This is a genomic window from Streptosporangium sp. NPDC049644, assembly GCF_040675205.1.
Classification (GTDB): domain Bacteria; phylum Actinomycetota; class Actinomycetes; order Streptosporangiales; family Streptosporangiaceae; genus Streptosporangium; species Streptosporangium fukuiense.
Genome location: NZ_JBFAOJ010000002.1, coordinates 95,464 through 119,786, shown reverse-complemented (window position 1 = coordinate 119,786; position 24,323 = coordinate 95,464). Strand labels below are relative to the sequence as shown.

Sequence of the window (24,323 nt, the reverse complement as noted above, 5' to 3'; positions counted from 1 at the left end):
CTTGTCGCCCGCGACCTGGTTTCGCCCCCCTACCATCTCCCTGCGGTGGTCAAGCCCGAGTCAGGCGCGAGGAAACGGGGAGCAATTGCGTGACAGATCGAAGCCGCCCGGCGTCGGTGCGGTCATCGGCTGGACGGCGCTGGCCGCCATCGCCCCGGGCGCCGCGCATCTGCGTGCCGGATGGCGAAGGACCGGGCTGGCGCTGCTGTGCGCGTACGCGGCGCTGCTGCTGTCCCTGCTCTGGGTCGCGCTCACCTCCGACCTCGGTGACCTCGCCGGGCAGTTGGTCTCCTCCTCCTGGCTGACCGGCGTCACGGTGGCCTCCCTGGCGCTCGGCGTCGCCTGGTTCGTCCTGGTCGTGCACTCGTTCGTGGTGATGAACCCCGGCACGCTGCCCGGTGCCGGGCAGGCGGTCGCCGGGGTCCTGGCGGGAACGCTCGCGGTGGCCGTACTGCTGCCGTTCGGCCTCCTCGGGCAGTACGCGGCGGTCTCGCAGTCGGCACTGGACGACGTCTTCAGCGCCCCGTCCACCGCACGCCCCACCGGCGGCGGGGATGGAGAGGACGACCCGTGGGCGGGTCGCGACCGGGTGAACATCCTGCTGCTCGGCGGGGACGCCGACACCCACCGGGTGGGCGTGCGGACCGACAGCATCAACGTGGCCAGCATAGATGTCAAAACCGGCAACACCGTGCTGCTGAGCCTGCCGCGCAACCTGGAGAACGTCCGCTTCGTCCCCGGCTCCCCCATGGCGAGGCGCTTTCCCGACGGATTCAGGCTCCCGGCCAACCCGGACGGCTCGCGCGAGGACCTGCTCTTCGCCGTCTGGGAGTACGCCGACGCGCACCCGGAGATCTTCGGGGGCCGCGAGAAGCAGGGAGCGAGGACGCTCATCGACACGGTCGGCTACACGCTGGGCCTGAAGATCGACTGGTATGCCCTGGCCAACATGTGGGGCTTCGCCCGGCTGATCGACGCGATCGGCGGCGTGACGGTGACCGTGCCCCAGGACGTGGTCTTCGGCAAGTACGACGAGGGCCTGGTCAAGGCGGGTACCCGCAGGCTGCGCGGCGCCGACGCGATGTGGTTCGCCCGCTCGCGCACCAACAGCGACGACTACACCCGGATGGGACGCCAGCGGTGCGTGCTGGGCGCCCTGCTCTCCCAGGCGGACCCGGCGACCGTGCTGTCGCGGTTCAACCAGGTCGCGCTGGCCACCAAGGAACTGCTGCGGACCGACATCCCGCGCCCGATGCTGGAGCACCTAGTGCCGCTGGCGCTGAAGGTCAAGAACGCGAAGGTGACCAGCGTCCAGTTCGTCCCACCGCTGATCAACACCGGCTACCCCGACTGGAGCAGGATCCGCACGGTCACCGCGAAGGCCCTGCACTCCTCGGCCGTCACCAGGCGTCCCCTCACCGCCACCGCGGCCCCCACGGCCGTCCCCCGGGCCACCACCTCCCGCACGCCCCTCCCCGGGGCGAGCACCACGGCGAAGCCGGACCCGACCGCTCCCAAGGGCATCACCGAAGGCTGCGGCTGAGCAGGGCCGGCCGGGAACGTCGCGCCACCTGAAGGCGGTCCGGTGTTCCGGCCTTCAGGCCGGGGAGCGCGTCAGGCCGAGTACGACTCCTTGGCCAGGCGGCGGACGCGGGCCTCGTCGATGCGGTGGCCCAGGCCCGGCTGGGTGAGCGGCACGGCCACCACGCCGCCGGAGGCGCCGACCGGCGGGTCGACGATCTGCGCGCTGCGCGGCGGTTCGGCCACATCGCAGGGTAGGGTGCAGCCGGGCAGGCTGGCGGCGGCGACGGTGGCCGCGCGGGCCAGCCCGGTGCCCCGGCCCCCGGCACAGGCGATCTCCCATCCGGCGCGCACCGCACGGTCGTGCACCCGCCGTACCTCGCGCAGGGAGCCCAGGGCCGACGGGCGGAGCAGCAGCGCCCTGCCCGCCCCCGCGGCGATCGCCTCGCCCAGCTCCGCGGCCGAGGCGACCTCGAGCAGGACCGGGGCGGCGACGCGCTGCTGCAGGTCGGCGTGGTCGGCCAGAGCGGCGCAGGGGCGTTCGATGGCGGAGAGCGTGTAGGCGTCCAGCGCCTCAAGGGCGGCGACGTCGCGGTAGGCGCCGCGGGCGTCCACGCTGATGCCCAGCACGGGGTACGCCTGGCGGACGGCGCGCAGCGGCTCGATGTCCCAGCCGGGGTGGACGTCCAGGGTGACGTGGGCGTACCCGGCGCAGACGTGCCGGTTCACCCGGGCGACCAGGCTCTCCAGATTGCGGTCGGCGCCGATCCTGACGGTGGCCATGAGGGAGGTACGGGTACCGCCCAGCGCGTGGGCCAGCGGCACCCCGCGCATCCTCGCCCACAGGTCCCAGCAGGCCATGTCGGCGGCGGACCCGCCGGGGACGGCGCCGAGCTCGTCGGGATGCTCCCAGTCGGCGCCGATCAGCGCCTGCGCGAGCCCCTCCTCCAGCGCGACCCAGGTCTTGGGGTCGGCGTCGACGACCTCGCCCCACCCGGTCATGCCCCCGTAGTCGGTGAGCCGGACGAGGATGCTCTCCGGCCGCCTGCCGTACGGCAGCACCAACCGGAACACCTCAAGCTCGCGGACACGCGGCATGATCCCCCCTTGACCTCTCCGGACCCGGAGAATTCAAGCTCCCAAAACACGAATCCCGCCCGAAGGCGGGACTCCTCTCAACACCACCGGGAACGGCGTTCTTCCATGGTGCCACGACGGCCCGCGAATGCCTCCCGCCTGCAAGGGTGGGATTAAGTCCGGTTTTTCCCGATTTTTCTGCCACTTTCGGTGCGGACAGAACTCAGGTCGCCAAGGGGGCACCCCAGGAGGAGCTCAGCCCCGGACGGAGTCGTCGGCTCCGACCCGGGCGCCGACCAGGACTCCGGTGGTCGCCATCAACGCCGCCAGCCCGAAACAGAGCAGGTAGGCGACGGTCGAGGCGCCCAGTGCCGCCAGGAGCGCACCGGCGACCGCGACGGAGACGACCGTGTACACCGACTCCGCGACCCCCAGCGACGCGCTGTTCTCCCCCGCCTCCCCCGGGGGTGACAGCTCCAGGACGAGCACCGACAGCGTCGGGTAGACGATGCCCATGCCGAGCCCCAGGACGATCTCCCCGAGGAAGGCGGTGGCGACCGGGACGACGGCGAAGACGGTCAGGCCCATCAGCACGAGCCCCACGGCGATCAGCGCCGAGCCACAGCGCAGCACCAGGACCCGGTCGAAACTCCGGCGGCCCACGACCCACGAGCCGAACGACCAGCTCAGCGCGCCACCGGTCAGGGTGAGCCCGGCCATGGTCAGCGACAGGCCGCGCTCCTGGTTGAGCATCAGCGGCAGGAACGCCTCCCCGCCGATGGCCGCGCCCGCCGCGATGCCGCGCAGTGAGACCACCGAGGGCAGGCCCCTGGCCGCGCGCAGGGTTCCCTCGGGGAGCAGCCGGGGCAGCGCCGCGACCAGAGTGGCCAGCCCCACGACGAGCAGGACGAACCCGGCGCCGCGCGCCGCGCCCCCGTACTGCATCAGTGCCGCGCCGACCGCGACGAGCACCGCCCAGCCCAGCCGTCGCGCGATCGAGGAGCGCGGGCCGGTCTGCGGCCGGTCCGACATGGGCGCGGCGGCCAGCCCGCGCCAGAGCAGCAGCGCCGCGGGGAGGAGAAGCACCGTCACGCCGATGAAGACCCAGCGCCAGCCCGCGTACTCCACCACGAGGCCGGTGATCACCGGCCCCACCATGGAGGGAACCACCCAGGCCGTCGCGAAGATCGAGAACACCCGGGGGTGCGTCTCGGCCGGGTAGACCCGCGAGACCAGCACGTACATCGCGACCTGGAAGACGCCCCCGCCGAAGCCCTGCACGAAACGGCCCACGACGAACACGTCCATCGTCGGCGCCGTCCCGGCCACGACCAGCCCCGCGGCGAAGAGCGCCACGCCGGCCCAGAGCGGCGCCACCGGCCCCCTGACGTCGCCCCAGCGCCCGCCCAGCACCGTCGCGATCACCCCGGCCGCCATCGCCCCGCTGAACGCCAGCCCGTACAGCGCGTGACCGTCCAACTCGTCGGCCACGACCGGCATCGCGGTGGCCACCGCCAGGTACTCGAAGGCGACCAGGGAGATGAGTGCCACCATCCCGACGGTCAGGGCACGGTGCCGCGCGGCGAATATCCCGACGGCCCGCTTTTCGCCTGTCGTGCTAATCATGAGCCGACGGTACGCCCGGCACTCCGCCCCTGGCATCGGGCCTCCGTGTCAGTCCTTGGTCGTAGGACCGGTCTCCCGGCAGCGGGCCGAGCCCGGACACGAACCGCTCGGTGCCGTTGGCCTCCACCGGATCGTCGACCCGGTGGACGGGCTTGCGGAACCGGCCGGGGGACGGTTCGGCGGCCGACCCGTTCCCATGACCCTGGAGTCGGCCGGCGGCGGCCCCGCGGGTAAGGTGGCCGGTGGTGCGCCGGGAAGTCTGGTCGGCAGTGGCTGACCCGACCCCGGAAACGGAGCGCCGATGACCGAGACCCCGCCCGGCACGTCCCGTCTGCTCGGCCTGGGCTCGTGGCCCGAGGCCCGCCGCATCGCCGGCATCCTGCGCGAGGAGACCGTCGGCGGAGCGCTGCTGCTGGCCGGCGCGGTGGCCGCCATGATCTGGGCGAACTCCCCGTGGTCAGGGACCTACGAGGCACTGCGCGCCTTCAGGGTAGGCCCGGCGGCGCTGCACCTGGATCTGAGCCTGGCGACCTGGGCCGCCGACGGGCTGCTGGCGATCTTCTTCTTCGTGGCCGGCCTGGAACTGAAACGCGAGTTCGTCGCCGGTGACCTGCGCCAGGTGCGGCGGGCCGCGGTGCCGGTCGCGGCCGCGCTCGGCGGGGTGATCGTCCCGGCCGTGCTGTACCTGCTGCTCACCCTCGGCGTCGGTGCCGGTTCCGGCGCGGCGCGGGGCTGGGCGATCCCGACGGCCACCGACATCGCGTTCGCCCTGGCCGTGCTCGCGGTCATCGGCCGGTATCTCCCCACCGCGCTGCGCACCTTCCTGCTCACCCTGGCCGTGGTCGACGACCTGGTGGCCATCGTCATCATCGCCCTCTTCTACACCGAGCACCTGTCGGTGCTGCCGCTGCTGGGCGCGCTGCTGCCACTGGCGGTCTTCGCCCTGCTGGTACAGCGCCGGGTACGCGCCTGGTGGCTGCTACTGCCACTGGCCGCCGCCACCTGGGCGCTGATGCACGCCTCGGGCGTACACGCCACCGTCGCCGGCGTGCTGCTGGCCTTCACCGTGCCGGTCCTGCGCAGCGAGCGCTCCGGCGGCCCGGAGGCCGGGCCCGGCCTGGCCGAGCACTTCGAACACCGGCTGCGGCCGATCTCGGCCGGGGTGGCCGTGCCGGTGTTCGCGTTCATGTCGGCCGGGGTGAGCCTCGGCGGCCTGAGCGGCCTGGCCGGCGCCCTGAGCGACCCGGTCGCGGTGGGCGTCGTCGTGGGCCTCGTGGCGGGCAAGCCCATTGGGATCATGCTCGCGACCTGGCTGGTGGCCCGCTTCACCCACGCCCGCCTGGACGAAGGACTGGCCTGGGTGGACGTGGCCGGGCTGGCCGTGCTGGCCGGCATCGGATTCACCGTCTCCCTGCTCATCGGGGAGTTGGCCTTCGGCGCCGGCAGCGAGCGCGACGCCTACGTCAAGGTGGCGGTCCTGACCGGCTCCCTGATCGCGGCGCTGACGGCGACGGTGATCCTGCGGCTGCGCAACCGCGTCTACCGGCGCATCCACGAGGCCGAAACCGTCGACCGCGACCACGACGGCGTCCCCGACGTCTACCAGGAGCGTTCCTGACAGGCCGGGAAACCCGCCGAGCCTCTCGACGCGTCGTCGGGAGGCCACCGGGCAAAGGGCCGTCCGAGACGGCCGCGTGACCGGCCCCGCCCACCACGACGGCTGATCCGCCGACGGGTGTCAGGCTGCCGCGTTCGGCCCCTGACGTCCTGGAGAAGGTGGGCCCCCGTGGCCTTTCCTCCTTCACCAGGACGGGATCAGGTGGCGGTGCGCTCCAGCCGGCGCTCGGCCCACTGGCCGATGTCGCGGCGCTCGATCGCCGCGGCCATCAGGTCGGGGAAGGCGTCGGGGGTGCAGGCGAAGGCGGGAACCCCCATGGCCGCGAGCGCCGCGGCGTTGTCGTGGTCGTAGAAGGGCGCGCCCTCGTCGGAGAGCGCGAGCAGCACGATCACCTGGACGCCCGCCGCGGTCATCTGGGCGACCCTGCGGAGCATCTCCTGCCGCACGCCGCCCTCGTAGAGGTCGCTGATCAGGATGAAGATCGAGTCGTTGGGGCGGGTGATGAGGCCCTGGCAGTAGGCGATGGCCCGGTTGATGTCGGTGCCGCCGCCGAGCTGGGTGCCGAACAGCAGCTCGACCGGGTCGTGGAGCTGGTCGGTGAGGTCGACGACCGCCGTGTCGAAGACGACCAGCGAGGTCTTCAGCGAGCGCATCGAGGCGAGCACCGCGCCGAACACACTGGAGTAGACGACGGAGGCGGCCATCGATCCGCTCTGGTCGATGCAGAGCACCACCTCTCGCTGGACCGCCCGCTGCCTCCTGCCGTATCCGACCAGCCTGGACGGGATCACGGTGTTGCGCTCCGGCAGGTAGTTCCTCAGGTTGGCGCGGATCGTGCGGTCCCAGTCGATGTCGGCGACCCGCCTGGGCCGGTGGGTCCTGGCCGAGCGGTCCAGGGCGCCGGTCACGGCGGCCTTGGTCCTCTGAACCAGCCGCCGCTCCAACTCGGAGACGACCTTGCCGACCAGCGCCCTGGCCGACTCCCGTGCCTTCTCGGGCATCACCCGGTTGAGCGACAGCAGGGTGCCTACCATGTGCACGTCCGGCTCGACGGCATCCAGCATCTCCGGCTCCATCAGCAGCCGGGTCAGGTTCAGCCGCTCGACGGCGTCCTTCTGCATGACCTGGACGACGGTCGAGGGGAAGTAGGACCGGATGTCGCCCAGCCAGCGCGCCACCCGGGGCGCGGAGGCGCCCAGGCCCCCGCTCCGCTCGGCCGCCCCCGCACCGGCGCCGTTGTACAGCGCGGCCAGTGCCCCGTCCATCTGGGCGTCGGTTCCGGCGAGCGCGCACCCGGTGCCGTCGGCGTCACCGCCCAGGACCATCCGCCAGCGGCGCAACCGCTCATCCATCGCTGCTCCCCGTCCTTCCCAGAATCGCCAGCACGGTCCGCACGGCCGCCGCCGCGCGTTCCTCGTCGAACTCCTCCGCCTCCGGTGCCCGATCCGCGCCGCCAGAGCCGAGAGAGCGGACGCGCGAGCCGATCGAGCGCCGCTCGGGGGCCGCGAAGGCGCCGAACGTCCTGCGGAGCAGGGGCAGCACGTCGATGAAGGTCTCCGGGGCGAGTCCGGTGAGCCACTCGTCGACCAGCCCGAGCAGCCGGGAGTCGTGGACGAGCAGCAGCCCGCCTCCGGAAAGGAACCCCTCGATCCAGGACGCCGCCCTGGCCGGCGGGTGCCCCGCCGACATCGCCAGCGACATCCGGCGGCCCGCCTCGGCCGTGTCGAGGTCGGCCGCGTCCAGCAGGATCCTGGTGAGCCGACCCTCGATGAGCCCGTGCAGGTCGCCGCGGCCGCAGGCCCCGCGCAACGCCGTCAACCACCGCCCCTGCGGAGAATCATCCTCAGGGCGGGCAGCGCCTCCCGAGGCTCCAGCGCTCCTCGCCTCCTTCGCGCCTTCCGCACCCGCCGGACCGTCCAGGCTCACGGAACCGGCGGAGGCGTCCGGCTCCCGTGAATCGCGGGAGACGCCGGCATCGGCGGGCACGGCTTCGAGCAGGGAGACGGCGGCGTGGACGGCGTCGATGTGACGGATCAGGTCACGGGCGGCGTCGTCGTCGAGACCGGTGACGGCGCCACCGAGGCCGACGCAGATCCTGGTGAGCATGGCCCCGACGATGGTGGTCAGGCCGGTGGCGGGGGTGCCGCGCACGTCGCCGTATCGCTGGGCGCGGACCATCGCCGGGAGCGCCGCCATCAGGTGCGTGACGTCGCCGTCGAGCGCGGCCCGCGCCGACAGGGCGTCGAGCACGTGCGGCAGCGCCTCCGGCAGGTCGGCGAGCAGGCAGTGCTCCACCAGGCCGGTGAGCCCGGCCAGCGTGACGCCTCCGGGCGCCCCGCCGGACGGTGCCCCGGTCCTGGCCGCGCCGCCTCCCCGGCCCGGTGCCCCCGAGCCGGGGGTTCCGCCGGACGCCCCGCCCCCGTCGGCGAGGTCGCGGACGCGGGCGGCGGCCGCCGCCGGGACGGTCGTGCCCCAGGAACTCGCCTCGATCAGGTCGATGTCGAACTCGGGCCGCCAGGCGAGCGACCACGACTCGCGGAAGGTGCCCTTGCTCCGGCTCTCCTGGGGAGTGCCCCAGGAGACGCCGAGCAGGCGGAGCCGGTGCAGCAGCCTGCTGCGCTCCAAGTCGAGGGGTTTGCGCAGGTCGAGGTCGTACTCACGGTCGAGCGCCTCGGGCTTGAGCCGCACCCGCCGCTGCTCCTCGCGCAGGTGACGCTGGAGGGGGACCATCGGGGTGCTGTCCGGCACCCGGCCGAGCCGCTCCCCCACGACCATGCGCCGCTGGATCAGCTCCACCGGCAGGTCGTCGCCCTCGCACAGCACCGCCCTGACCGCCTCGGTGACCTCCGCCAGCCCGGCCAGGGGCCGTCCCCTGAGCACGGCCAGGCTTTCGGCGAGCCGGACCGCCTCGATGACGTGGGCGGAGGAGACCGGCAGGTCCTCCTCGCGGAGCACCCCGGCCGCCCCGGTCAGCCACCGCTCGACGGGGCGGTCCGGGGAGGCGAACAGGTGGTGGTACCAGCCCGGGGAGGTCACACCCGCGCCGTACCCGCTCCAGGAGGCCAGCCGGCCGTACGTCCACGGCACCCAGGTGATCTCGGCCCTGACCTTGGGCAACCCTCTGAGCAGCGCGTCGTCGGCCTTGACGGTGGGCAGCCCGGCTCCCCAGGGCGCTCCCTCACCCGCCGTGCCCGCCAGTGCGGGGACGTGCCAGGCCCCGCAGACCACGGCGATCCGCTCGAAGCCGTCCCGGACCGCCCTGCGGATCGTGCGCCGCATGAAGGCCTCGCGCCGCGCCTCGTACCCGTCGGCGACGTGTCCCTCGCGGACCGCCTCCACCGCTTGGGCGATCATGTGGAACGGGGTGTCGCCGCGGTGCTCGACGGCGTCCTCCCACCACCGCTCCGGGTCGTCGTATCCGGCGGCGCGGGCGAGGGCCCCGATCGGATCGACCTGTACGGCCCGCGGGGTGGCATCGCCTTTCCCGCCGTCTTCCGCCGTCTCACGATGGAGGCCGGGCACACCCGTGTCCGGCTCCTCTCCGGGCCGCGGCTCGGCGTCGCCGGTCGCGCCGGAGCGGGAGGCGAGGCTGTGCGCGGCCGGCAGGTCACAGAAGCGGACCGGGATGCCCGCCCCGACGGCATGGCGGAGCGCCTGCCACTCGGGGGAGAACACCGCGAACGGCCAGAACGCGGCGGTGGACGGTTCACCCGGCACGTGGGCGAGGAGCGCCACCGGCGGCCGGAGGTCGGGGTCACGGGCCAGCTCGACCAGTTCGTCCGCCTCGGGCGGGCCCTCGATGAGCACGATGTCCGGCTTGAGGCGGTCGAGCTCGTCGCACAGGGACCGTGCCGACCCGGGTCCGTGGTGCCGGATCCCCAGCACGGAGACGCTCATCGTCGCCCCCTGACCGGTGAGGAAGCCGTCTCACCGACCGGCGGCGCCGGCGGCGTGACGCGATGGCGGCCGCGCGGGGTGACCGCGGGCGTGCCATCCGATACGGGACCGGAACCAGGTGAGGAAGCCGTCTCACCGACCGGCGGCACCGGCGGCACGGCGCGATGGCGACCGCGCGGCCTGATCACCGGCGTGCCGCCCGATACGGGACCGGAGCCCGGGACGGAGATCGGGAGCGGTCCCCTCCTGGGGGGCACCGCCTCAGCCCGCGTCACGGCAGGCCCGGTAGAAGTCGCGCCAGTCCTGGCGCTCGCGCACCACGGTCTCCAGGTACTCGCGCCAGACGACGCGGTCGGAGACCGGGTCCTGGATCACCGCGCCGACGATCCCCGCGGCCACGTCGGAGGGGCGGAGCACCCCGTCGCCGAAGTGCGCGGCCAGCGCGATGCCGTTGGTGAGGACGGAGATGGCCTCGGCGGTGCTGAGCGTGCCGCTGGGGGACTTGACCTTGGTGCGGCCGTCCTCGGTGACGCCGGTGCGCAGCTCCCGGAAGACCGTGACGACGCGGCGGATCTCCTCCAGCCCGGTGAGGGTCTCGGGCAGTTCCAGGGAGCGGCCGAGCTGGCCGACCCTGCGGGAGACGATGTCCACCTCCTCCTCGGCGGTGGCGGGCACCGGCAGCACGACCGTGTTGAACCTGCGGCGCAGTGCGCTCGACAGGTCGTTGACGCCGCGGTCACGGTCGTTGGCGGTGGCGATGATGTTGAAGCCGCGCTCGGCCTGCACCTCCCGGTTGAGCTCGGGAATCGGCAACGTCTTCTCCGACAGCACGGTGATCAGCGCGTCCTGGACGTCGGAGGGCATCCGGGTCAGCTCCTCCACGCGGGCCAGCCGTCCCTCGGCCATCGCCCGCATCACCGGGCTCGGCGTGAGCGCCTCCATGGACGGCCCCTCGGCCAGCAGCCTGGCGTAGTTCCAGCCGTAGCGAATGGCCTCCTCCGCGGTGCCCGCCGTGCCCTGCACGAGAAGCGTGGAGTCACCGCTGATCGCGGCGGCCAGATGCTCCGACAGCCAGGTCTTGGCGGTGCCGGGCACCCCGAGCAGCAGCAGCGCGCGGTCGGTGGCGAGCGTCGCCACGGCCACCTCGACGATGCGCCGCGGCCCGATGTACTTGGGGGTGATCTGGTCGCCGTCACCGAGGATGTAGGTGGTCACCGCCCAGGGCGACAGCTTCCAGCCCGGCGGGCGGACCCGGTCGTCGCCCTTGGCCAGGACCGCCAGCTCCTCGGCGTACTGGTCTTCGGCGTGGGCCCGCAGAACCGTTGTCACTGTGTGAGCTCCTTCAACATGTCGTCACGGAAACGCAGGAGGGCGGCGACCTCTTGAATGGGCGGCTCCGGTGAGAGCCTCCCGGCCATGTCGTGCAGTGCCGGATCGATGCGCTCACCGGCGAGCTTGGTCAGCTCGCCGAGATTCCACGGCTGGGTACCGGACACATCGATGATCTTCTGGAGGACCGCCGTGGCCAGGGCCGGACCCCACGGGGCCGCGGCCCCGCCGAGAACCATGATCAGTTGGCCGTCCAGACCGTGCCGCCGTACGAAGTCGGCCGCGACGATCTCCTGCCTGTCCCGGGGCAGCGCGGCCAGCAGGTCGGCGATCGGATCCCAGGCGAAAAGCTCCAGTGCCCACTCCGGGTCACCCTGGAGCACGGCGGCCCTGACCCAACCGGCCATGACCTCGCGGTTCCAGTCGACGATCTTCATGCGGACCAGTTCCCCGGGTGGCCGGCCGAGCAGCCGGGGCCAGACGCCGAGCGGGGTGCGGGCCACGGCCTGCTGCAGCCACCAGCCCCGCTCGCCGGTCCCTCGGGGCGCCTTCGCCCGGATGCCGTCGCGCTCCATGGCGCTGTCGCAGGCCACCGGCGGGTCGACGTGGATCTCACCGCCGACGACGGTGACATACCGGGCGACGCGCTCTGCCATCCGCAGGGCCAGGCGCGATCCGGGGAGCCGGGTGAGCAGGTCGGCCGCCTGGTGGCGGACCTCGCGGCGGCGATCGTCGAGCGCGGCCTCCAGGAACGGCTCGTCCTCAAGCGACAACCCCGTGGTGAGAGCCTCCAGGAAAGCCGCCCTGTCGTCGGGGCCCTCCTTCTCCCAGGTGGCGGCGAGCAGTTCCCTGGCCCTCGCCGGATCGGCCGCCCGCAGCTCGCCCAGATGGACGCGACGGTCACCCGAGGTACCGAACTCCCAGACCTGCGAGGTCGGCCCAGAGTCGGTCGCAGGGCCGGTCGCAGGGCCGGTCGCAGGGCCGGTCGCGGCCACTCCCGTGACCTCCTCGAGCAGGAAACCCCACGCCGGGTTCAGCCCCGCCAGCCAGCGCCCCCGGTTGCCCGCCAGGACGCCGAGGTACGGCCGGATCGACCTGTCCCTGACCGCGTGGTCGAGCAGCTCGGGCAGCAGATGGGGTGAGAGGCGGTATCCACGCCCGGCCGCGGTCTCCAGCCACTCGGTGAGCAGTCTCGGCTGCTCACCACCGAGAACGCGGGCAAGCCGGTCGCCCGCGGCGCGCGAGACCTCCGGCTGTTCCTCGGGCGCCGCCAGACTCGGCGGCTCGCCCGGGGCGACCGGCCGCCGCCCCGCGCGCATCCGCAGCGTGTGCACGGCCGCGCGCCCGAGCAACTCGACCTCGCTCGCCCCCTCCCCGGGCAGCGGGCGCCGGTCGGTCCCGACGAGCGCGGTGGACACCAGCTCCTCCCAGTCGGCGGAGGCGTTCACAGGGCGATCACCCGGCCTTCCTCATCCCAGGTCGTGAGGGGACGCAGGCCCCTCGGGGTCCATTCGACGGCGACGGTCAGCGGCTGGCCGCCCGAGGTGGCGACCAGCCGCCACGGGGTTCCCGCGGACGGGTGGAGCGGCAGCCCGCCGGAGGGCCCGGCCAGGAGCCGCGAACCGCTCCCTGCGGGGGTCACCCCCTCCAGCACGAGCGGCCAGGAGTCGAGCCATGGATCGCCCGCCAGAGCCTCGGCCACCTCGTCCAGCGCCCGCTCGATGCTCCGGCCGGGCGGCGGGCCGGCCGGGGCGGCGTCGTGCCGGGCGGCGACCACCGCGCGCAGCGGAGCCGAGCCGGGGTAGAACGCCAGGTCGGCGTCCACGGTCGTGCCGGTGACGAGCGAGGCGTCGAGAGCCTGTCCGACCGGCGCGAACGACAGCACCAGCGCCGCCCTGCCCGTCCGGCGCCCGCGCAGCCAGACCCGGCGCGCGATCAGCCGGTCGTGCTCCTCGTCACGCCGTCCCAGCACGTCCCACAGGTCGCGGACGACCGCCCCGGCGAGCACCTCCTCCTTCGTCACCGAGAAACCGACCCGGTCGCGCACCCTTTCCAGGAGCCCCGCGGGCCCGGCCTCCGGCACACCCCCCGGACCGGCGCCGGCCCGGTCGCCGATCCCCTCGCCGGCCGGAGCCGCGAGGTTGCGGTGGGCCACGCAGAGCAGGTGCAGCAGCGCGTATTCGCTGAGCAGGCGGGCGGGCCAGTCATCGCCGTCCAGCGCGGCGGGCAGGCGCGACAGCGAGCCCGCGACAGCGGGCGCCTGGGCGTCGATCAGGCGCTTGACCAGGTCGTCCCACTGGTCGTGGCGCCGTGCTCCGGCGAGGCCCTGTCTGACCTGGTCGGCGAGCCAGCGCTCCAGATCCGACAGACCGGCACTCACGCGCTGCTCGCGCAGCGCGGCCCGGCGGCCGTCGGCGGGAGGCGCCTCGGCGGACCTGGCGGCGCGGGTCGCCCCGGCCTCCGCCGCCCTGGCCGCGCGGTCGCGCCGCCCGTCGAGCCACTCGCCCACCCAGTCGGCGACCTCCTCCGCGGCAGGGACGCCGTCGGCCGACCACAGGAGCAGCAGGCCGAGAGCGTGCTTGCACGGGAACTTCCTGCTGGGGCAGGTGCACCGGTAGGCGGGCTCGGACAGGTCGACGCAGGCCCGGTAGGGCTTGGAGCCGCTGCCCGCGCACTCACCCCACACCGCGTCGGCGGTGACTCCGGTCCCCGACCACTTTCTGGGGGAGGAAATTGTCCCGGCCGCTTTCTGGGACGAGGCGTCGGGCGCGAGCGCCAGCACCTGATCCCGGTTCCACCGTTCGATCACGGACCGAACCTAGCCAACCCCTCCGACAAATCCGGACCACTCACCCCGCAGGGCGATCTCCGTCCCCCCGGTGACTCCCGCACCGAGCGGCGACCCCCGTCGCGCCCCGTACGCGCACCCTCGCGCGCGCCCGTCCCGCCGGCCGTCCAGACGGCTTCGCCGCGGGGGCGCCCGTACCGTCCCGACACCGTCCCAACACCGCCCCACGCCGGCGACACGTCGGTGCGCGCACGAACCTCGCACGGCCCGTCCGAGGGAGCCGGGTCCCTAGAATCGGTGCGATGACGACTCCTTCCCGTCCTCCGCTCGCCGAGACCCTGGACCTGCTGCCGCACCCCGAGGGCGGCTGGTTCCGCGAGACCTGGAGAACCTCCGTCGACCTCACCCCGCCCGGGTACACCGGAGCGCGGGCCACCGCGACGGGGATCTACTTCCTGCTGGGGCCCGGCGAGGAGTCGCGCCCGCACGTGGTCGCCTCCGACGAGGTGTGGCTCTGGCACCGGGGCGGCCCGTTGACACTGACCCTCGGCGGCCACGAGGGCCAGCCCGCCCACTCCGTGACCCTGGGTCCGCTGGTGGAGGAGGGCCAGGTCCCGCAGACGGTGGTGCCCGGCGGCACCTGGCAGGCCGCCCGCCCCGCCGGCGACGAGGCCGTACTGGTGAGCTGCGTCGTGTCCCCGGGTTTCGACTTCGCTGACTTCCGGATGATGTGACGGCCTCGTCCTTCGCGGGGAGAATGCGGTCACAGGTCCATACCGGGAGGTCGAAGGTGACCAGCGAGATCGTCTCCGTCATCGGCGGAAAAGAAGCATCCAACGGCACCGCCTACGAGTCGGTCAACCCGGCTCGCCTGGACGAGGTGGTCGCGCGGGTCCGGCTGGCGGACGCGAGCACGTTCTCCTCCGCGTGCCGCACGGCCACCGCGGCCCAGCGGGAGTGGTCCCGGGTTCCCGCGCCCGTCCGGGGGCGGGTGATCGCCTCGATCGGGCGGCTGGTGGAGGCCAACGCCGAGGAACTGGCCCGCCTGGTCACCCGCGAGATCGGCAAGCCGTACGCCGAGGCGCTGGGCGAGGTGCGCGAGATCGTCGACACCTGCGACTTCTTCCTCGGCGAGGGCAGGCGGCTGTACGGGCAGACGGTCCCCTCGGAGATGCCGGACAAGAACCTGTTCACCTTCCGGGTCCCCGTGGGAGTGGCCGCGGTGATCACGGCGGGAAACTTCCCGGTCGCGGTGCCGTCGTGGTACCTGGTCCCGGCGCTGCTGTGCGGCAACGCGGTGGTGTGGAAGCCCGCCGAGTACGCGGCGGCCTCCGCGCACGCGCTCTACCGGCTGTTCACGGCGGCCGGGCTGCCCGACGGCGTGCTGAACCTGGTCCTCGCCGACGGCGCCACGACGTTCGAGGGCCTGGAGTCGGCTCTGGCCGAAGGCACGGTGCACAAGGTCGGGTTCACCGGATCCACCGCGGTGGGCCGCGCGGTCGGCGAGCTGTGCGGGCGCCACCTGCAGTCCCCCTGCCTGGAGCTGGGCGGCAAGAACCCGATGGTGGTGATGCCGGACGCCGACCTGGACCTGGCCGTGGAGGGTGCGCTGTTCGCGGGCTTCGGCACCGCCGGGCAGCGTTGCACGTCACTCGGCACGGTGATCGTGCACGAGAGCGTCCACGAGGAGTTCCTCCGCCGGTACGCGCGCGCCGTGGCGGAGGCGGCGATCGGCGACCCCGCCGGGGACGTGCTCTGCGGCCCGCTGCTCGAGGAGAGGTTCGCCTCGCGCTACGAGGAGTACCTGGGCTGGATCCAGCCGCACCACACCGTCGTCTCCGGCCCCACCGGACGCATCACCCCGGACAACCCGCGCGCCGGCTTCACCGGGGAGGGCGGCCTCTACTACCACCCGGTGGTCGTGGACGGGGTCCGCCCCGACGACCGGCTCTTCCTTGAGGAGACCTTCGGCCCCATCGTCGGCGTGACCGCCTTCGACACCCTGGAGGAGGCCGTCGAGCTGGCCAACCTTCCCGGCTACGGGCTCTCCTCCTCCATCTACACCACCGACCCGAAGTCGGCGTTCCGCTTCCGCGCCGGCATCGGCGCGGGCATGGTGAGCGTCAACAACTCCACCTCCGGCGCGGAGGCTCACCTGCCCTTCGGCGGCAACGGCAGATCCGGCAACGGCAGCCGCCAGTCGGGGGTGTGGGTTCTCGACCAGTTCACCCGCTGGCAGGCGATGAACTGGGACTACTCGGGCAGGCTGCAGAAGGCCCAGATGGACGTCGCCGAGATCGTCCCCGACCTGGGCTTCCGCCTCTGACGCCCGCTGACGCCCGGTGCCCGTCCGGATCCCCGTCCCGGGGGTCCGGCGGTCCGGGGCGGCGGGTTCAGTGGTGGGGCAGCATGTGTTCGAAGAGCTCGAAGCCCGTGAAGAGCAGGAACGCGACCGCGAGGAGGGAGCCCAGCAGGACCGGCTGCGACACGCGGCGACGCGGCCGAGGCCTGGCGGGCGAGGCGCCGGCTCCCACCGCGGGGATCGCTGTCAGAGCGGGGTCCGGAGCCGGGACGGATCCGAGGGCGGGGGCGACGGGGGGCGGGGTGCCCCCCTGGAGGTGCGCACCCACCGGGAAGACACGGACACCGTCACAGCCGCAGGCGGGGCAGTTCGTTCCCGACCAGGGCGGCTGGACCATGACGCCCGACCTCAGCCAGAGCACGACGTCGTGTCCGTGCCCGTCGGTCAGGTGACGGACGAGGTACTCCTCCTGCCAGAGGTGCCCGCAGCGCGTGCACCCCAGTGGCCAGGTCTCGCGAGCGCTGAACTCCTCGAGCACGAGGATCACCCCCATTGTGTCAGCGAACATCCCATCTGAGTCTGGGCGCCCTCCTCCGTTACAGCAAGCGACGAAATGGTGCGAAATCCGTTACGGCCACACAATTAGACCAAATAATGAGACAATTCTTCTTGAAATATGAGATTCCTGCTACGGTCGGGAGCACGGACAGAAGGAGAGGTCTCCCATGACAGGCAAGGGCGCCGTGTACACGCACGGACACCACGAGTCGGTGCTCAGGTCCCACAGGTGGCGTACCGCGGAGAACTCGGCGGCCTACCTCCTGCCGTACCTGAGAGCGGGCATGACGCTGCTGGACGTGGGCTGCGGGCCCGGCACCATCACCGCCGACCTGGCGGAACGTGTCGCACCCGGCACGGTCACCGCGGCCGAGATCAGCGAGGAGGCGCTCGGACTGGCCCGCGCGGAGATGGAGCGGCGCGGGCGCTCCGGCGTCGAGTTCTCGGTGGCGGACGTGCACGAGCTGTCTTTTCCCGACGACACCTTCGACGTCGTCCACGCCCACCAGGTGCTCCAGCACGTCGGCGATCCCGTGTCGGCGCTGCGCGAGATGCGGCGGGTCTGCAGGCCGGGCGGGATCGTCGCGGTACGCGACAGTGACTACGCCGCGTTCACCTGGTTTCCCGAGACGCCCGAACTGGACGAGTGGCTGGACCTCTACCTGAGGATGGCGAGGGCCAACGGCGGCGAGCCCGACGCGGGGCGGCGACTGCTCTCCTGGGCGCACGCGGCGGGGTTCACCGACGTCTCGGCCACCTCCTCGACCTGGTGCTTCGCCACACCCGAGGACCGCGCCTGGTGGGGCGGCATGTGGGCCGAGCGGATCCTGAAGTCCGACATGGCCCGCCAGGCCCTCGCCTCGGGCAGCACCGAGGAGGACCTGCGCCGCCTCTCGGCGGGCTGGCACGCCTGGGCAGGAGAGCGGGACGGCTGGCTGTCGGTGCTCCACGGCGAGCTCATCTGCCGCGTCTGACCGGCGCCGAGCCTGCCGGTGAAGGGCTCGGGGCGCCCTCGGCGAAGGCGCCCCGAAGGGGTCAGGGTTGTTGAGTGATCTTGACGTTGTCGATGCCGGCCTCCACCAGGAAGGCACCCGAGGCGTCGGCGGCCTCGATCAGGACGCGGACCGTCTGGCCCGCGAAGGCGGAGAGGTCGGCCGTGGCGACCGCCCAGGCGCCGTTGCGGTTGGCGGCCGCGCCGAGCTGCTGGAACACCTGGGTGGTGGTGGAGCCGACGACCTTCACTCGCAGGAAGTCGGCGGTGGAGGAGTTGGAACCGTGCGCCAGATACCACGACAGCGACAGGTTCAGCGTCCCGGTCGACGGCAGGGTGATGGCCGGTGACTGGATGCTGGTGACTCCTCCGTCGATGTCGTGGTCGCCCGCCGCGGTGCCCGCGAGCCTGCCGGTGACCAGGTCGTTGGTGCCGCTGACCGTGGTGCCGAGCTGCTTGGCGCCGCTGGAGGTGGTGGCCTGCGGGACGCCGCGCTCCCACTGGCCCGAGGTGGCGGTGTCGGTGCCCGAGGGGTTGGTCGTCCAGCCGGCCGCCGTTTCGAACTCGTCGGAGTAGACGGTCACCGGCGGGATACCGGTGCCGCAGTACTGCGACTCCTTGCCGATGATGCGGTAGACGCAGTCGGAGTACTCCAGGAAGCGGAGCGCGGCCTCGCGGTTGCGGGTGGTCTGCGGGACGATCTGCTCGTCGGGGGGGTAGAAGCCCGGCGAGGAGGAGGCCGGGTACATCTCGATGGTGTAGCTGAAGATCTTGTAGACGCCCCACAGCCAGTCGTCGATCGTGCCGTCGGTGATGTAGAGGTCGCTGGCCTGCTGGGGGGTGTAGTTGTTGGTGGCGGCCATGTTCTGGCCCAGGGTCGCGTGGGCGTCACGGTCGTCCTGGGTCAGGCCGGGGCCGGTGTCGTTGTAGGTGTAGCCGTACGGCCACAGGATCAGCTCGCCGTAGGTGTGCCAGTCGATGTGCGCCTTGATCTGCTGCACACCGCCGACGACCCTGCTGCGGACCCAGTTGGCCACCGCCCTGACCTCGGGAGCCGACTCGGCCGCCGACCCCCGGTAGGTGTCGCTGGAGGCGGAGCCGGAGGAGCCTCCGCAGCAGCCCCAGTTGTAGCCCCAGTTGCGGTTGAGGTCGGTGCCCACGGACGAGGAGCCGGAGTTGGGCTGCCGGTTCTTGCGCCAGGAGCGGTAGGAACCGGTGGCTATGTCGTACTCGCCACCGTCGGGGTTGAGGTCCGGCATGATCCAGATCTCACGATTGTTGACCAGGTTGGTGATGCGGCTGTCGGTGGCGTATCCGTCGGTGAGCAGGTTGAGCAGGTAGAGCGCCATCTCGACGGTCAGGTGCTCGCGAGCGTGCTGGTGGTGCGTGAACAGCACCTCGGGCTCGTTCTCGTCCGTGGCGACGTTGTCGCTGATCTTGATGGCGATCAGGTCGCGCCCCTCGTACGAGGTGCCATAACTGATCTTGCGGGCGATCGTCGGGTGGTCGGCGACGATCTGGTTCACCGCGGCGGTCATCTCGGCGTAGTTGTGGTAGCCGGAGTCGGCCGACGGAAAGTCCGAACGCTGTTCGGGCCCGGTCGGGGACAGGGACTTGGGGATCTTCGTGACGGTGTGGCCGAGTTCCTTGATCTCGGCGACCTCGGTCTCGCTGGCGGTGACCACGACCGAGTCAGGGCCGACCTGATCGATCGCGGCACCGGTGGCCGCGATCTCGCTGCGCTGCTGAGGGGTGCTCGGTCCCTGGACCTTGTACTGGCTGTTCGGTGACGGCTCAGCCGAGGCTCCCGCCCCGGTCATGCCAAGGCATAACAGCGCCAGGGCGGCGAACACCACTATCAGACGGCGTCTCACCTGCGTCCTCCTCGGGCACGCACTCTAGGGGGTTGTCGCGTGCCTCCACTGAGAGTCAGACAGGGAGGTTGATTAGCAAAGGCCCAAATTTTAGGAGCAGTACACCCTCCGTCCCGAGATCAGAAGACGACCTCGAACCAGAGCGTCCTGGCGCCCTCGGAAGCGTCGTCCTGGATGCCCCAGTTGTCGGCGAGCAGGTCCACCAGGAACATGCCTCGCCCGCCCTCCGCCTCGGGATCGTTGCGTACGTGCGGCATCGACGCGCCCGACCCGGCGTCACAGACCTCGACCAGCACCGCGGCCGACCCCACCGCCACGGTCATCGCGACCTCTCCACCCCCTCCGGACCCCGAGTGGAGCACGGAGTTGGTCACCACCTCGCTCACCAGGAGGATGACGTCGTCGGACGCGGGATGTCCCTCGCCCAGAAGCTCCCTGACCCGGCTTCGCGCCATCGACACCGACTCCGGAACCCCTTTGAGGGTCACCGTGGATCGAGGTGAGACGGCCTGCCGTCCGGTCGTCATGGTTGACCTCACTCCCCGACACGCATATCCAATGCACATCGCCCTCTGAGATGGCACACTCACTCACGGTGAACTGTTCTATCAAGGACTGCAATACCTCATGTTGGGATTCCACAGATTTGCTATCAAAGGACGGAGGGAGGTGGATGCGTGGCCTCTCGACACAGCCCCACGGCCCGTCATCGCCGTCTGATGGCTGAGCTGAGCCGTCTGCGAAAGGACAGCGGGCTGACGCGGGGGGAGGTGGCCGAGCGGATCGGCTCCACCGACACCACCGTCTGGAGGTACGAGACGGGCCAGTCCCGGCCTCGCCCCTCGGACGTGTCGGCCCTCACCGAGGTGTACGGCGTGACCGGGGAGGCGAGAGACTCCCTGATCCAGATGGCCGTCGAAGCCAGAAGACGGAGCTGGTGGCACCCCCACCGTCAGGCTCTCAAACCCGGCTTCGACTCCTACATCGGGCTTGAGGCGGAGGCGTCGCTCGTACGCTCGTACGAGCCGCTGGTCGTCCCCGGCCTGATGCAGACCGAACCGTACGCACGCGCGGTGATCGAGGCGACCTCAGTAGTCCAGACCCCCTCCACGGTCGAGGAGACGGTCTCCGTGCGCATCTCGCGCCAGCGGTTGCTGCACGGGCCCGGTGACCCGATCCACCTTGTCGCCGTGCTCGACGAAGCGGTGATCCGGCGCCGGATCGGCGGTGGCGACATCATGTCGGAGCAGCTGGAGCATCTCGTCCATCTCAGCACGCTGCCCAACGTGGAGATACGGGTCGTCCCGTTCTCCGCGGGGGCGCACCCCGCCATGGACGGCCAGTTCTGCCTGCTCAGCTTCCCCGAACCCGAAGCCCCCGACCTGCTCTACCTGGAGCAGGCCGCAAGCGGGGACGTGCCGGACAACCCCGAGCAAGTCCGCCGATACGCCTCCATGTTCGAGAGTCTCTGCGAGATGGCTCTCAGCGAGGAGGCCTCGGTAGCCTTCATCGCCCAGATGGCGAGAAGGTTCTCCTCCCCCTAGCCGTAGAAGGAAGAAAAAGTGCGAGGGTCCACGATGGATCTGTCCGTCGCCAAATGGCGTAAGAGCGGTCGCAGCACCAACGGAGGCAACTGCGTGGAGGTCGCGGTCGTCCCCGGTGATCCGGCCGTCGCCCGACACAAGGCCGACGCCGATCGGCTTTACCTCGTCCGCGACTCCAAGGATCCGGGCGGCCCGGCTCTGGCGTTCACCCGGAGCGAGTGGGACGCCTTCGTCGGCGGCGTGAAGGACGGCGAGTTCGACTGACGGGCCTTTCGGGGGAACCGGCTCACCGGCTCCCCCGGAACCTCCCGGCCGCACAGCCCGCCCGCGGTCTCGGCCCGGCGGGCTGTGCGTGTTCGGAGCCGTCAGCTCGGGGGCCGCTCATCGGTGCCCTTGTAGCCGAGGACTCGCATGGCGACCTCGGGGTCCATCGCCGCGGCGAGCAACTGCGCCCGTTCCACGGCGCTGTCACGCTGGGCCTCGGCCCTGGCCCTGGCGGCCCGCGATCCCCGGGTGACCGTGGCGACGATGCCCGCTCCCACGATCGCGGCCAGCACGGCGACGAGCACCACCGGGAGCGTGCCCGACTCCGGCGAGCCCGCCCCGCCCAGCACGACACCTCCGCCATTGAGCGCGTACACGCCCAGCAGCGTGAAGGCCGCCAGCGCCACCAGGCTGACCACGACCAGGAGCACCGCCTTCAGCCGCCCGCCCCGCGGCGCGGGAACACCGGACGGCGGAGGATGCGGCGACGGCGCGGGCGGTGGCGTCGCCTGCCGGGGCACCGGACCGCCGTCACCCCACGGCACGAAGTCCGGCCCGGCCGGCATCGTGGCGCCGTTGCCGTTGCCGTTGCCGTTTCCCAGCACCACCGCTCCCTGCACGACCGCGACGGCGGGCTCGAGCCTGAGCTGGGCCGCCGGGACGGGCAGGGTGCGCGACACGTGGCTGTGCTCGCGATGCGCCCGTGCCGCCTCCAGGTGATACTCCTCGATCTCGGCGTAGAAGTCCTCCGAGAGATAGACCGAGCCGTCGACCAGCGGCCCCTGCCTCCGCTCCAGGATCGCGACCACGTCGTCACCGTTGAGCGTCTTGTGCGTCTCGAGCGCGTGGGCCAGGCACAGGACGTCTCTCCGATGCTCCCGCAGCAGTTCCTCGGTCCGGTCCAGCAGGCGCACCAGGTTGAACTCGATGCGCTCACCCAGCACATCGGGGGCCGGCGGCTGCCCGCCCCCCGGTGCCTTGGTGAAGCCGATGCCACCGCCACCGGGCTTGGGCATCGACTTGCCTCCCATGATCTCCAGTTCCTGCAGCGCGGGCACCGAGGTCACTCCGCGCCCCATTCCCCAGTGCGCCTCCATCAGCGCGGTGAGGTACGTCGCCGAGAACAGGTCACCCGAGACGCCGGAGGAGTTGTCCTCGCCGAAGAACATCCGCTCCCCGGCCAGTGAGGCGAGCGAGACCATGATGTCGGCCTCGTGCTCGGACTTCCAGCGGGTGAACTGGTCCTCGGGCTTGATGCTCGCGACCATGCCGAGATAGTCGGCGCCCTTCTCTATCGTGGCGATGTCGATCTCAAGGTGGTAGCGGGTGCGGTAGGCCGCCACGGCATGGCAGGCCTCGTGCACCGCGACCGCGTGCCGCTCGCGCTCGATGTATTCCACGTCCTCGGGTGGCCCGAGTTGCTTGAGCCGTTTGGCCCTGGTCACGTCCGACCAGGTGATGACCTCCCGGCCGTCGCGGATCGCGGTGATCAGTGACTCGTTCACCAGGTCCTTGATCGTGGCACCGGTGGCGTAGGGCGTGATCGTCGCCAGCTTGTCCAGTTGCTCGTCGGTCAGCTCGTGGTCGACCTTGTCGAAGTAGCCCCGGTAGGTGCGGACCCGGCCCGCCTTCGACGGGTAGCCCACCTTGTAGATGCGGTCGATGCGGCCCGGCCGCAGCAGCGCCTCGTCCAGCGAGTTGGGCATGTTGGTGGCCATCATGACCAGGATCCGGTACTTCGGCGGCGGCTTGGGCCGCATGCCGAAGAGTCTTCGCACGTGCCGGTTGACGATGCCCCGGGGCTTCTTCAGCCCCGACAACTCGGTGAGCAGCGCCTGCAGCGTGCCCGGGTCGCCGCCCCCGCCACCCATGCCGCCCATCATGAAGCGGCTGCGGCCGGTGTCCGGCTCCTCCCGCTCCGCCGCGCCCTTGCGGGTCAGCAACCAGCGGGTGTCCTCGCTGAGGTAGCCGAATCCGTGGCACCCCGCGACGTGCGGGGAGAATCCGGGGCCGCCCCTGGGCCCCTGCTGCGCCAGCGAGCCGCGCCGTCCGAGGGAGTCGGCCTCGTCGAAGAAGACGATCACGCCCCCGTATCGCAGCGAGAGCTTGCGGAGCTTCCTGAACAGCGACTTCACCTTCAGGATGCCGATGCCCATGAACATGTTGACGAACGCGCCGGGGTCGACGAACACGTACGGCTTGCCGGTCTCCCCGGCCACCGCCTCGGCCATCAGGGTCTTGCCGGTGCCCGGCGGGCCCCACAGCAGCAGGCCGCTGGGCACGTAGCCGCCACGCTCCTCGATCGCGTCCGGCCGCTCCAGGAAGACGATGTTCTCCTTGACCCGCTCGACGACGTGGTCCTGGCCCCAGACGTCGGTGAAGCGGGTCTTGATGTCGTCGGGGAAGTAGGTCTCCACGCCGCCCCGCGACAGCAGCCAGAACAGGCCGATGAACTGGAAGGCGATGAAGAAGAACGCGAAGGCGAGCTGCGCCATGTACGGCAGCGCCTGCCAGAGCAGCGCGGGCGCCTGGAACAGCGCGAGCGCGGGAGAGGTGTCCAGCACCTCGCCGAGGATGAGGGCGAGCACCGCGATCCAGAACAGCCACTTGATGGCGCGCGCCATCCTGAAGCGATTCCAGTCGGAGAAACGGCGATGGGTCCAGCGCTCGAAGCCGCCGAACACACCGCGCGTCCAGAACCTGTTGTATCCGGCGGAGCGCTCGCTGACGAAGAAGTGGAGCTGGCGCAGGAACTCGGCTCCCAGGAGCCAGAAGATCCACGGCGCCGCGACAGCGGTGGTGATCATCGCATCCTGGAATGTCATGATGCCCTCAAATGAGGCCATCTCGCTCCATACCAGGATGAAGTAGATGATCGTCAGGATGAGGAGGAATTTGATCCGATCCCAGAAAGGCATCTTCTTGCGCTTGTCG

At 71.7% G+C, this 24,323-nt stretch carries 19 protein-coding genes; 8 read left to right on the top strand and 11 right to left on the bottom strand.

The features are described 5' to 3' along the window. Positions 1-85 precede the first annotated feature (85 nt). Positions 86-1,543 (top strand): LCP family protein, encoded by a 1,458-nt coding sequence (locus tag AB0J58_RS01635; protein ID WP_364208799.1) that lies wholly within the window; start codon positions 86-88, stop codon positions 1,541-1,543. Between the two features lie 71 nt (positions 1,544-1,614). On the opposite strand, the gene AB0J58_RS01630 is transcribed toward AB0J58_RS01635, so the two are convergent. Beyond that, positions 1,615-2,619 carry an enolase C-terminal domain-like protein gene (locus AB0J58_RS01630; RefSeq protein ID WP_364208796.1) on the bottom strand — a complete coding sequence of 335 codons (1,005 nt, stop codon included), beginning with the start codon at positions 2,617-2,619 and terminating at the stop codon, positions 1,615-1,617. A gap of 234 nt (positions 2,620-2,853) precedes the next feature. After that, positions 2,854-4,224 (bottom strand): MFS transporter, encoded by a 1,371-nt coding sequence (locus AB0J58_RS01625; RefSeq protein ID WP_364208793.1) that lies wholly within the window; start codon positions 4,222-4,224, stop codon positions 2,854-2,856. Positions 4,225-4,279: 55 nt separating this feature from the next. On the opposite strand from AB0J58_RS01625, the gene AB0J58_RS01620 reads away from it, so the two are divergent. Both AB0J58_RS01620 and nhaA read left to right on the top strand, forming a co-directional pair. Further along, positions 4,280-4,501, top strand: a complete 222-nt coding sequence (locus AB0J58_RS01620) for a hypothetical protein (protein ID WP_364208790.1) — start codon at positions 4,280-4,282, stop codon at positions 4,499-4,501. Positions 4,502-4,525: 24 nt separating this feature from the next. After that, entirely contained in the window at positions 4,526-5,842 is a 1,317-nt protein-coding gene (gene nhaA / locus AB0J58_RS01615; RefSeq protein ID WP_364208787.1) for a Na+/H+ antiporter NhaA, read from the top strand. Positions 5,843-6,039: 197 nt separating this feature from the next. Here nhaA and AB0J58_RS01610 read toward each other — a convergent pair whose 3' ends face one another. The 5 genes from AB0J58_RS01610 to AB0J58_RS01590 form a co-directional block, all read right to left on the bottom strand. Continuing rightward, on the bottom strand, positions 6,040-7,194 hold the full coding sequence (locus AB0J58_RS01610) for a VWA domain-containing protein (protein WP_364208784.1): 1,155 nt from the start codon (positions 7,192-7,194) through the stop codon (positions 6,040-6,042). Further along, positions 7,187-9,739: a DUF5682 family protein gene (locus AB0J58_RS01605; protein ID WP_364208782.1), complete on the bottom strand. Its 2,553-nt coding sequence runs from the start codon at positions 9,737-9,739 to the stop codon at positions 7,187-7,189. Before AB0J58_RS01605 ends, AB0J58_RS01610 begins: the two co-directional genes overlap by 8 nt. Positions 9,740-10,000: 261 nt before the next feature. Beyond that, positions 10,001-11,068 carry an AAA family ATPase gene (locus AB0J58_RS01600; protein ID WP_364208779.1) on the bottom strand — a complete coding sequence of 356 codons (1,068 nt, stop codon included), beginning with the start codon at positions 11,066-11,068 and terminating at the stop codon, positions 10,001-10,003. Further along, positions 11,065-12,516, bottom strand: coding sequence for a DUF5691 domain-containing protein (locus AB0J58_RS01595; RefSeq protein WP_364208776.1), 1,452 nt, complete (start codon positions 12,514-12,516; stop codon positions 11,065-11,067). Before AB0J58_RS01595 ends, AB0J58_RS01600 begins: the two co-directional genes overlap by 4 nt. Beyond that, positions 12,513-13,877, bottom strand: coding sequence for an SWIM zinc finger family protein (locus tag AB0J58_RS01590; protein ID WP_364208773.1), 1,365 nt, complete (start codon positions 13,875-13,877; stop codon positions 12,513-12,515). Before AB0J58_RS01590 ends, AB0J58_RS01595 begins: the two co-directional genes overlap by 4 nt. 281 nt (positions 13,878-14,158) lie before the next feature. Here AB0J58_RS01590 and AB0J58_RS01585 point away from each other — a divergent pair, with 281 nt between their 5' ends. Together AB0J58_RS01585 and AB0J58_RS01580 are read left to right on the top strand one after the other, a co-directional pair. Then, positions 14,159-14,590: a cupin domain-containing protein gene (locus AB0J58_RS01585; RefSeq protein ID WP_343979457.1), complete on the top strand. Its 432-nt coding sequence runs from the start codon at positions 14,159-14,161 to the stop codon at positions 14,588-14,590. A gap of 56 nt (positions 14,591-14,646) precedes the next feature. Further along, positions 14,647-16,182 carry an aldehyde dehydrogenase family protein gene (locus AB0J58_RS01580; RefSeq protein ID WP_364148239.1) on the top strand — a complete coding sequence of 512 codons (1,536 nt, stop codon included), beginning with the start codon at positions 14,647-14,649 and terminating at the stop codon, positions 16,180-16,182. 67 nt (positions 16,183-16,249) lie between these two features. Here the strand turns inward: AB0J58_RS01580 and AB0J58_RS01575 are convergent, their stop codons facing one another. Then, positions 16,250-16,726: a hypothetical protein gene (locus AB0J58_RS01575; RefSeq protein ID WP_364208770.1), complete on the bottom strand. Its 477-nt coding sequence runs from the start codon at positions 16,724-16,726 to the stop codon at positions 16,250-16,252. Positions 16,727-16,883: 157 nt separating this feature from the next. On the opposite strand from AB0J58_RS01575, the gene AB0J58_RS01570 reads away from it, so the two are divergent. Continuing rightward, positions 16,884-17,690: a class I SAM-dependent methyltransferase gene (locus AB0J58_RS01570; RefSeq protein ID WP_364208767.1), complete on the top strand. Its 807-nt coding sequence runs from the start codon at positions 16,884-16,886 to the stop codon at positions 17,688-17,690. A 61-nt stretch (positions 17,691-17,751) separates the two neighbouring features. Here AB0J58_RS01570 and AB0J58_RS01565 read toward each other — a convergent pair whose 3' ends face one another. Continuing rightward, a complete protein-coding gene (locus AB0J58_RS01565; RefSeq protein WP_364208764.1) occupies positions 17,752-19,581 on the bottom strand; it encodes a M14 family zinc carboxypeptidase in 1,830 nt (609 codons plus the stop codon). Between the two features lie 119 nt (positions 19,582-19,700). Then, positions 19,701-20,108, bottom strand: coding sequence for an ATP-binding protein (locus tag AB0J58_RS01560; RefSeq protein WP_364208761.1), 408 nt, complete (start codon positions 20,106-20,108; stop codon positions 19,701-19,703). Between the two features lie 192 nt (positions 20,109-20,300). Here AB0J58_RS01560 and AB0J58_RS01555 point away from each other — a divergent pair, with 192 nt between their 5' ends. After that, complete coding sequence (locus tag AB0J58_RS01555) at positions 20,301-21,125, top strand: helix-turn-helix transcriptional regulator (RefSeq protein ID WP_364208758.1); 825 nt, start codon at positions 20,301-20,303, stop codon at positions 21,123-21,125. Between the two features lie 33 nt (positions 21,126-21,158). Continuing rightward, complete coding sequence (locus tag AB0J58_RS01550) at positions 21,159-21,389, top strand: DUF397 domain-containing protein (protein WP_364209038.1); 231 nt, start codon at positions 21,159-21,161, stop codon at positions 21,387-21,389. A 101-nt stretch (positions 21,390-21,490) separates the two neighbouring features. Here AB0J58_RS01550 and AB0J58_RS01545 read toward each other — a convergent pair whose 3' ends face one another. Further along, positions 21,491-24,307 carry an AAA family ATPase gene (locus AB0J58_RS01545; protein ID WP_364208755.1) on the bottom strand — a complete coding sequence of 939 codons (2,817 nt, stop codon included), beginning with the start codon at positions 24,305-24,307 and terminating at the stop codon, positions 21,491-21,493. Positions 24,308-24,323: the final 16 nt, after the last annotated feature.

Bases quoted from the DNA above. Each gene is read 5' to 3' on its own strand.
- AB0J58_RS01625 (WP_364208793.1), bottom strand. From the start codon at position 4,224: ATGATTAGCACGACAGGCGAAAAGCGGGCCGTCGGGATATTCGCCGCG.
- nhaA (WP_364208787.1), top strand. From the start codon at position 4,526: ATGACCGAGACCCCGCCCGGCACGTCCCGTCTGCTCGGCCTGGGCTCG.
- AB0J58_RS01550 (WP_364209038.1), top strand. From the start codon at position 21,159: ATGGATCTGTCCGTCGCCAAATGGCGTAAGAGCGGTCGCAGCACCAAC.
- AB0J58_RS01555 (WP_364208758.1), top strand. From the start codon at position 20,301: ATGGCTGAGCTGAGCCGTCTGCGAAAGGACAGCGGGCTGACGCGGGGG.
- AB0J58_RS01545 (WP_364208755.1), bottom strand. From the start codon at position 24,307: ATGCCTTTCTGGGATCGGATCAAATTCCTCCTCATCCTGACGATCATC.
- AB0J58_RS01570 (WP_364208767.1), top strand. From the start codon at position 16,884: ATGACAGGCAAGGGCGCCGTGTACACGCACGGACACCACGAGTCGGTG.
- AB0J58_RS01560 (WP_364208761.1), bottom strand. From the start codon at position 20,108: ATGACGACCGGACGGCAGGCCGTCTCACCTCGATCCACGGTGACCCTC.
- AB0J58_RS01610 (WP_364208784.1), bottom strand. From the start codon at position 7,194: ATGGATGAGCGGTTGCGCCGCTGGCGGATGGTCCTGGGCGGTGACGCC.
- AB0J58_RS01575 (WP_364208770.1), bottom strand. From the start codon at position 16,726: ATGTTCGCTGACACAATGGGGGTGATCCTCGTGCTCGAGGAGTTCAGC.
- AB0J58_RS01585 (WP_343979457.1), top strand. From the start codon at position 14,159: ATGACGACTCCTTCCCGTCCTCCGCTCGCCGAGACCCTGGACCTGCTG.
- AB0J58_RS01630 (WP_364208796.1), bottom strand. From the start codon at position 2,619: ATGCCGCGTGTCCGCGAGCTTGAGGTGTTCCGGTTGGTGCTGCCGTAC.
- AB0J58_RS01605 (WP_364208782.1), bottom strand. From the start codon at position 9,739: ATGAGCGTCTCCGTGCTGGGGATCCGGCACCACGGACCCGGGTCGGCA.